Raw genomic sequence first — 8,013 nt, 5'->3', positions numbered from 1 at the left:
AAAATTAAGGAGAAATTGCCATGAGCAGCACGACCAAACCCTATGAAGAAAAGATGAATGCCAGCGTAGACCATCTCGTCCGTGAACTGGCGGCAATCCGCGCAGGCCGCGCCAACCCCGCCGTTTTGGACAAGGTCACCGTGGATTATTACGGCAGCCCCACGCCCATCAACCAGATTGCGGCCGTTGCCGTTGCTGAAGCCCGCATCCTGACCATCTCTCCCTGGGACCGTCAGATGCTCAAGCCCATCTCCAAGGCCATTCAGACCAGCGATATCGGCATCAACCCCATCGATGACGGCCAGGTGATCCGTCTGGTATTCCCGGCCCCGACCGAGGAGCGCCGCAAGCAGCTGACCAAAGATGTGCAGAAGCAGGGCGAAGAAGCCAAGGTGGCCGTGCGCAACGTCCGCCGCGACGCCATGGACAAGTTCAAGGCCATGAAGAAGGCCGGCGAGCTGACCGAAGATGATCAGAAGAAGCTGGAGGAAGAAACCCAGAAGCTGACCGACAAGTACGTCAAGATGATCGACGAGACTTGTGCGGCCAAGAACAAAGAAATCATGGAAGTCTGAGCCGGGCGGCTCCTTCCTTATCGTCTGTGCGGGCATGCCGTTGGGCAGGCCCGCATAGGCTGTTATAAGAATTGTACTATTCTATCTCGATCCGTGAAAGGGAACACCGTATGAAGACCCGCGTTATTACCGCCGTAGTCGGCCTTGCCCTGTTGGCTGTTGTGCTGGCATTTTTCAACACCGTCCTGTTTGATCTGGTGCTCAGTGCCGTATGCCTGATCGCCATCCACGAAGTTTTTTCCGCCATGGGCTTCGGCAAAAAGCAATGGTATCTGTATGCTGTGGCAGTGCCTTACACTTTGCTGATCATGCTTACCACCACCCAGGCGGCGCGCGGGCTGGTGCTTCCCGTCAGCTTTTTGCTGGTGCTGTTCCTCAACATTTGTCAGATTTCCCGCGTGCAATCGTTGGAATATGGCAAGCTGACGGGGTACGTGTATTTTTCGGGGGTCATCATCTTCTGTTTTTATTCCCTCATTCACCTGAAGCGTATGCTGCCTTTTGAAGTATATCAGTATGATGCTGTTTACTTCATCCTGCTGATCCTCTGCTTTGCCTGGGGCGGCGATACGGCCGCTTATTTTGCCGGCCGTGCGTTCGGGCGCCACAAACTGGCGCCGGTGGTCAGCCCGCACAAAACGGTGGAAGGTGCTGTCGGCGGTGTGCTGGGCAGCATTCTGGCCGGTGTGCTGTTGACGGCAGCTTATACGGTGCTTTCCTCCGGGTATGAGGTAATCAGCATTACCATGCGGCCCCAGCACTATCTGGTGTTGATGTTTATGGGCGCCATTGCTTCGATTCTGGGCATCCTGGGCGACCTGTTTGCCTCCGCTGTCAAACGTCAGGTGGGGATCAAGGACTACGGTACCATCTTCCCGGGCCACGGCGGTATTCTGGATCGCTTTGACAGTGTGATGTTCATTGCGCCGTTTGTGGCGATTGCTGTGCGTTACTCCTTCTATCTGCTGTAAACAAAGGATGAAAAAGTATGAATAAGACCATCACGTTACTGGGCTCTACCGGTTCCATCGGTACGCAGAGCCTTGATGTATGCCGCATGCAGGGATATTCGGTGTTCGGCCTGGCGGCACATTCCAGCGTGGATAAACTGCTGGAACAGATTCGGGAGTTTCATCCTCGCTATGTGGCGGTTGTGGACCCGGACGCCTTCCGCAAAATGGAAGGGGAGCTGGCCGGTCAACCCGACGCGCCCACGCTGTTGCAGGGCCCGGATGGCCTGCGGGAACTGGCTGCCATGGAAGGGCCGGATGTAGTGCTCAACGCAGTGGTAGGCATTGCGGGTCTGGATGCTTCGCTGGCTGCCATCGAAAGCGGTCATGATCTGGCGTTGGCCAATAAGGAAAGCCTGGTGACCGGCGGCCATCTTGTCACCGATGCTGTCAAACAGCACGGTGTGCATCTGCTGCCGGTAGACAGTGAACACAGCGCCATTTTCCAGTGCCTGCAGGATGCCCACAGTGCCAAAACGCTGGAGAAAATTCTTCTCACGGCATCGGGCGGGCCGTTCTTCGGCATGACGACGGAAGAACTGCGCGGCAAGACCAAAGCTGACGCGCTGCGCCATCCCAACTGGAATATGGGCGCCAAGATCACCATTGATTCCGCCACCCTGATGAACAAGGGCCTGGAACTGATCGAGGCTGCCTGGCTGTTTGGCCTGCCGGAAGATAAGATCCAGATCGTGGTTCAGCGGGAAAGCATTATCCACTCCGCCGTACAGTTTGCCGACCATTCCATCATTGCGCAGCTGGGTGTGCCGGATATGCGTATTCCCATCCAGTATGCGCTGACCTGGCCGGAACGTCTGCCCAGCCCGGTGCCGGAGCTGGACTTTGCCGCACTGACCAAGCTGAGCATTGCCACGGCGGATGAAGAAACCTTCCGCTGCCTGGCTGCCTGCAAAAAGGCCATCCGCAAGGGAGGTCTTGCGCCCTGCGCGGCCAACGGCGCCAATGAGGCGGCTGTGGCCCATTTCCTGCGTGATGAAATCGGCTTCCTGGATATTGGCCGCCTGGTGGAAGGCATCGTGGACAGCGACAGCTTCGGCGGTGACTACACCCTGGCCGATGTTCATGAATGTGACCGCATGGCCCGCGCTTACGTGGAAGCGCATATTTAACATTGAATTTGAGAGGTGCCTATGACTGCATTACTGACCGGGCTGGTATCCGTGCTCGTGTTCGGGGTTGTCATTTTGGTGCATGAGTGGGGACATTTTTGGGCAGCCCGGCATTGCGGTATCCGTGTGGAGGAATTCTCCATCGGTTTCGGCCCCAAACTTTTTTCCTGGCATAAAAACGGCACACGTTATACGCTCCGGCTGATCCCGCTGGGCGGGTATAACCTTTTCTCCACACCGGAGGAAGCGGAGGATGCGGAAGCCATTGTGCCGCCGACGGCCGCCCCAAAAAAGAAAAAGCGGTTGTTCCCGCTGGTAGTCTACGGGCAGGAATTTGAACAGGCCGGTGCCTGGCAGCGCTTTTTTGTTACGCTGTGGGGCGCGGTGATGAATTTCCTGCTGGGATTTGTGGTGCTGCTGATCCTGGTGTTCAGTATGGAAAACCTGGGCGGTACCACCGTGGCTCAGTTTGTGGACAATGCCACCAGCAGTGCTACCGGTCTGCAGCTGGGGGATACCATCTTGAAAGTGAACGGTGAGCCGGTGCACACCGCAAATTCGCTGTCTCAGAAGTTCGACGGCACCGCCAAGCAATACACAATGACGGTATTGCGCGGTGATCAGGTGGTGGAACTGGACAGCGTCACGGTATCTCCCACCACAGATGAAGAGGGGAACATTGTCAGCGGGGTAGACTTCCGTGTTTCGGCAGTTCCCAAAACATTGCCCAACGTGCTGGTACAGACCGGGGAGTTTTTCCAGTACTACAGCACCGCTATTCTGGGCAGTTTCTGGCAGCTTGCTACCGGTCAGGTAGGGGTAGACCAGTTGTCCGGCCCCATCGGGACGGTGTCTGCCGTCAGCCAGGCAGTACAGTACGGCTGGCGGGATGTGCTGTCTTTGATGGCTTTGCTGACCATCAACGTAGGCATCTTTAACTTGCTGCCGATTCCGGCCCTGGACGGCTGCAAACTGTTGTTCTTGCTGTTTGAGGGACTGAGTGGGCGTTCTGTGCCCCAAAAGTTCCAGATTGCGGTGAATACCGTGGGCATGGTACTGTTGCTGTGGCTGATGCTGCTGGTGACCATGCAGGATATTACAAGAATTTTCTAAGGAGGAGCAGAGATGACGCGCCAACTGAAACGGGAAGTCAAAATCGGCAATATTACCATCGGCGGTAACAACCCCATTGCCGTGCAGACCATGCTCAATGTACCTGTCAAGGATATTGCGGGCAATGTGGCCCAGGCAAAGCGGGTGGCGGCGGCCGGCTGCCAGATCGTACGGGTAACGGTCCCCACGCCGGCGGATGCGGTTGTGGTTTCGGCGATCAAAGAAGCGGTGGATATTCCCGTGGTAGCGGATATTCATTTTGATTATCGCGCGGCGCTGGCGGCACTGGATGCCGGTGCCGATAAAATCCGCATCAATCCCGGCAACATCGGCGACGATGACCGTGTAAAGGCGGTAGCCGATGCCTGCAACGCCAAAAATGTGCCCATCCGTATCGGCGTCAACGGCGGCAGCCTGGAAAAGCATATTCTTGCCAAGTACGGCGCCCCGGTGCCGGAAGCAATGGTGGAAAGTGCGCTCTATCATGTACGCCTGCTGGAAAAACATGACTTTGACAACATTGTGATTTCCATCAAATCCAGCAACGTTCCCCGCATGATGGCCGCCTACCGGATGCTCTCCGCTCAGACCAACTACCCCCTGCATGTGGGCGTAACCGAGGCCGGCGGCAACCGTATGGGGCTGATCAAGTCCGGTATGGGCATTGGTGGTCTGCTGCTGGAAGGCATCGGCGACACGCTGCGCGTTTCCCTTACGGAGGAACCGGAAAACGAAGTCTACGCCGGGTATGATATTCTGCGGGCGGTAGGTTATGCCGTAGCAGGACCTGAGATCATCAGCTGCCCCACCTGCGGCCGCACCCAGTACCCGATGATCGAAATCGCCAACGAAGTGGAGCGCCGCCTGCGGGACGAGGGCTTCAAAAAACCGCTGAAGATTGCGATTATGGGCTGCGTGGTCAATGGCCCCGGTGAAGCATCGGATGCCGATATCGGCATTGCCGGCGGCAAGGATGAGGCGCTGCTCTTTATCCGCGGCGAAAAGGTCCGTATGCTGAAAGGAGATATCGTCGGTCAGTTCATCGACGAAATTCATAAACTGTAAGTCACAGAGCAGAGAAGAAGGACCGCTGTCATGGAACTGCTGATCGAAATTCTAGGAGGAACCCTGCTGGCACTTTTGCAGGAGATCTGGCCGCCCATTCTGGCGATTCTGAATGGGGGACTGATTCTTTGTTTTTCTTTTATGACCTGGTTGTTTTTCTCCGAAGGGGAAACAGCCCGGGCGGTCATCAGTCTGTTGGCAGCGGTTCTGTTTTTGGCCACCGGTATTACCGGTTTCAAAACCGGCCTGTACACATGTAAAGGCCGCACCAACCGCCGCGGAAAGCGGTAACCGCCCCTGCCTTATCCATTTGCAAAGGAGTTACTTTGAAACCACTTGTTACCCAGGTCTGGCCGCAGTTTACGGCAGACCAGCAGTTTTGCGCAGCCTTTGGCAATGTGCTGGTGGATCGTGTGGAACTGTACCGAACAAAACGTCAGGTTATCATCTGCCTGCGCAGTGCCGAACCCTTGAACCAGGCACTGTGCGGGCGCCTTTGTGCTTCCCTGCAGGAAATTTTTGCCGGTTATGAACTGCATCTTCGCAATTACTTCTCGTATCCCAACATCACACCGGAATCAGTCTGCCTGATGATTCAGGAGCTGAAGGAAAAAGGCATGCCGGTCAATGGCTTTTTGGATAAAGATCAGCCGGTAGCCTTCGGGGAAGATGGCATCACCATCCGGGTCAATGCAGGGCGCACCATTCTGGAAAGTGTGGAGTTTCCCCGGGTACTGGCGGAACTGATCCAGGAACGTACCGGCTCGCTGCCCATTGTGCGGCTGGCAGATACCGGAAACGTCCGTACCGAAGCGGAATTTGAACAGTATCTGCAGGAAAAGACGCCGGTTGTCAAGTTCGAAGCCAAGGAAACGCCCCCCGACTTTACCATCGAAGGGTTGGCGCTTACCAGCAAACCGGTCAAGCTGTTTTACGGCAAGAACTTCAAACCCACAGAGACCCGCCACCTCAACGATTTGGGCGATGGCGGCAAAGTGGTGGTATGGGGCGATGTGTTCGCTGCCGAGGTCAAAGGCAGCCGCCGAAAAATCTATTTCACTTCCATTACGGACTACACCGGTTCCGTCAACCTCAAGGTTTTGGGGGACGAAGACGCCGATATGTCCAAGTGGGAAGGGCTCAAACCCGGCACCACTCTCATTGTGCGCGGCAACTATATGTACGATAAGTACGAGCATGACTTTGTCATTATGCCTTATGACGTGTTACAGGTGGAGCGGGAACCCCGCCAGGATACGGCCCCCGACGGTCAGAAGCGGGTGGAGCTGCATCTGCACACCAAGTCCAGCTCTATGGACGGTTTCAACGATCCGGGCAAAATCGTCCGTCTGGCCCACCGTATGGGCCACCGGGCCATTGCCATTACCGACCACGGTGTCTGCCAGGGATATCCCGAAGCCATGCTGGCTACCGATGATATCCACCAGAACGACCCGGATTTCAAGTTGATCTACGGCTGCGAAGCATACTTTGTGGACGATATGATCCCTGCGGTCTACGGCGGGGCACAAATGCCGCTGTCCGGTTCGTTCGTGGTTTTCGATACCGAAACCACCGGTCTGGATTCCAATGTGGAAGCATTGACCGAAATTGGCGCCGTCTATGTGGAAAACGGCAAGATCAACGAAGAGAAGAAATTCTGTACGTTTGTCAATCCCGGCAAGCCTATTTCGCAGCGGGTGGTGGATCTTACCGGCATCAACGATGCCATGGTGGCTGATGCCCCCACGCCGGAGGAGGCGATTCGCGCCTTCAAGGAGTTCTGCGGCGACCACGTGCTGGTAGCCCACAACGCGCACAGCTTTGATATGCTCTTCATCCGCAAAGCAGGGGAGAAGGCTGGCGTCAGCTTTGACGAAAACACCTATATCGATACCCTGCCCATGGGTCAGGCGTTGTTCCCGGGCCTGCGCAACTATAAGCTGGATACCATCAACAAGCATCTGGAAATCCCGCCCTTCAACCATCACCGGGCGGTAGACGATGCCATGGCCCTGGCCCGCATCTTCGAGGTCATGCTGAACGACCTGGAAGAAAAGGACATCCATACGGTGGAGGCCATCAATACCGGCCTTGGCGGCAATAAAGAAGTCCTGAAGAAAAAATACTACCATCTGATCATTCTGGTGCAGAACCAGGTGGGCCTGAAAAATCTGTACCGCATTGTCAGTGCAGCCCATACCCAGTATTTCTTCAAAAAGCCCCGTGTGCCCCGCAGTCTGCTTAACCAGTACCGGGAAGGCCTGTTGCTTTCTCCTGCTTGTGAAGCGGGCGAGCTTTACAGAGCCATCGTGGCCGGTCAGCCCTATGAACAGCTGCTGCGCATCGCCGATTATTATGACTATCTGGAAGTGCAGCCCCTTGGCAACAACGAATTTATGGTGCGCAACGGTCAGGTGGACTCTATCGAAGCCATCAAGAACTTTAACCGCACCGTGATCCAACTGGGCGAAGACCTGCACAAACCTGTAGTAGCTACCGGGGACTCCCATTTCCAGGAACCGGAAGATTGGATCTATCGTGCGGTATTGCAGGCAGGCAACGGCTTCAAGGATGCCGACAACCAGGCACCGCTGTACTATCACACCACCACCGAAATGCTGGAAGATTTCAGCTATCTTCCCCAGGAAAAGGCGTTCGAGATCGTGGTGACCAATCCCAATAAAATCGCAGCCACCATTGATAACAATCTGCGCGCCATCCCCAAAGGGACCTATCCGCCCAGCATCCCCGGTGCTGAACAGGAACTGCGCGACGATACCTGGAAGCATGCGGCCCATGACTACGGTACCCCCTTGCCGGATGTGCTGCAAAAGCGTCTGAAAAAGGAACTGGATTCCATCTGCGGCCACGGTTACGCCGTTTTGTACGTGATCGCCGTGCGTCTAGTGGCCTATTCCAACGCCGGCGGGTATCAGGTAGGCAGCCGTGGTTCCGTCGGTTCCTCGGCTGTGGCCCACTTCTCGGGCATTTCCGAAGTAAACTCCATGCCGCCCCATTATCTGTGCCCGGAGTGCAAACACAGTGAGTGGATCGATGACGGCATTCACTTTGACGGATTCGACCTGCCGGATAAAAAATGCCCGGTCTGCGGTCATC

Annotated in this window: 7 protein-coding genes; all 7 read left to right on the top strand. The window is 55.8% G+C overall.

All coding sequences use genetic code 11. The features are described 5' to 3' along the window. Positions 1–20 precede the first annotated feature (20 nt). Positions 21–575 (top strand): ribosome recycling factor, encoded by a 555-nt coding sequence (gene frr, locus H6B10_RS10940; protein WP_204651638.1) that lies wholly within the window; start codon positions 21–23, stop codon positions 573–575. A gap of 110 nt (positions 576–685) precedes the next feature. Beyond that, positions 686–1,546 (top strand): phosphatidate cytidylyltransferase, encoded by an 861-nt coding sequence (locus H6B10_RS10935; RefSeq protein ID WP_204651637.1) that lies wholly within the window; start codon positions 686–688, stop codon positions 1,544–1,546. 17 nt (positions 1,547–1,563) lie between these two features. After that, the gene (gene dxr / locus H6B10_RS10930; protein WP_204651636.1) at positions 1,564–2,715 is read left to right on the top strand and encodes a 1-deoxy-D-xylulose-5-phosphate reductoisomerase; all 1,152 of its coding nucleotides are present in this window, start codon (positions 1,564–1,566) and stop codon (positions 2,713–2,715) included. Positions 2,716–2,736: 21 nt separating this feature from the next. After that, positions 2,737–3,828, top strand: coding sequence for a M50 family metallopeptidase (locus tag H6B10_RS10925; RefSeq protein ID WP_204651635.1), 1,092 nt, complete (start codon positions 2,737–2,739; stop codon positions 3,826–3,828). A 12-nt stretch (positions 3,829–3,840) separates the two neighbouring features. Further along, on the top strand, positions 3,841–4,893 hold the full coding sequence (ispG, locus tag H6B10_RS10920; protein WP_204651634.1) for a flavodoxin-dependent (E)-4-hydroxy-3-methylbut-2-enyl-diphosphate synthase: 1,053 nt from the start codon (positions 3,841–3,843) through the stop codon (positions 4,891–4,893). 30 nt (positions 4,894–4,923) lie between these two features. Next, positions 4,924–5,184 carry a hypothetical protein gene (locus tag H6B10_RS10915; protein ID WP_204651633.1) on the top strand — a complete coding sequence of 87 codons (261 nt, stop codon included), beginning with the start codon at positions 4,924–4,926 and terminating at the stop codon, positions 5,182–5,184. Positions 5,185–5,219: 35 nt separating this feature from the next. Then, positions 5,220–8,013 (top strand): exonuclease domain-containing protein (locus H6B10_RS10910; RefSeq protein ID WP_243427353.1); only part of this gene is annotated, 2,794 nt, incomplete at its 3' end.

The sequence above is a fragment of the Gemmiger formicilis genome (assembly GCF_016901605.1).
Taxonomy (GTDB): domain Bacteria; phylum Bacillota; class Clostridia; order Oscillospirales; family Ruminococcaceae; genus Gemmiger; species Gemmiger formicilis_B.
Note: the sequence above shows the minus strand (reverse complement) of the source record. Positions and strands in the feature narration are given on the sequence as shown.

Excerpts from the sequence above, each read along its gene's own strand:
- H6B10_RS10925 (WP_204651635.1), top strand. The coding sequence starts at position 2,737 with ATGACTGCATTACTGACCGGGCTGGTATCCGTGCTCGTGTTCGGGGTT.
- H6B10_RS10935 (WP_204651637.1), top strand. The coding sequence starts at position 686 with ATGAAGACCCGCGTTATTACCGCCGTAGTCGGCCTTGCCCTGTTGGCT.
- frr (WP_204651638.1), top strand. The coding sequence starts at position 21 with ATGAGCAGCACGACCAAACCCTATGAAGAAAAGATGAATGCCAGCGTA.
- H6B10_RS10915 (WP_204651633.1), top strand. The coding sequence starts at position 4,924 with ATGGAACTGCTGATCGAAATTCTAGGAGGAACCCTGCTGGCACTTTTG.
- ispG (WP_204651634.1), top strand. The coding sequence starts at position 3,841 with ATGACGCGCCAACTGAAACGGGAAGTCAAAATCGGCAATATTACCATC.
- dxr (WP_204651636.1), top strand. The coding sequence starts at position 1,564 with ATGAATAAGACCATCACGTTACTGGGCTCTACCGGTTCCATCGGTACG.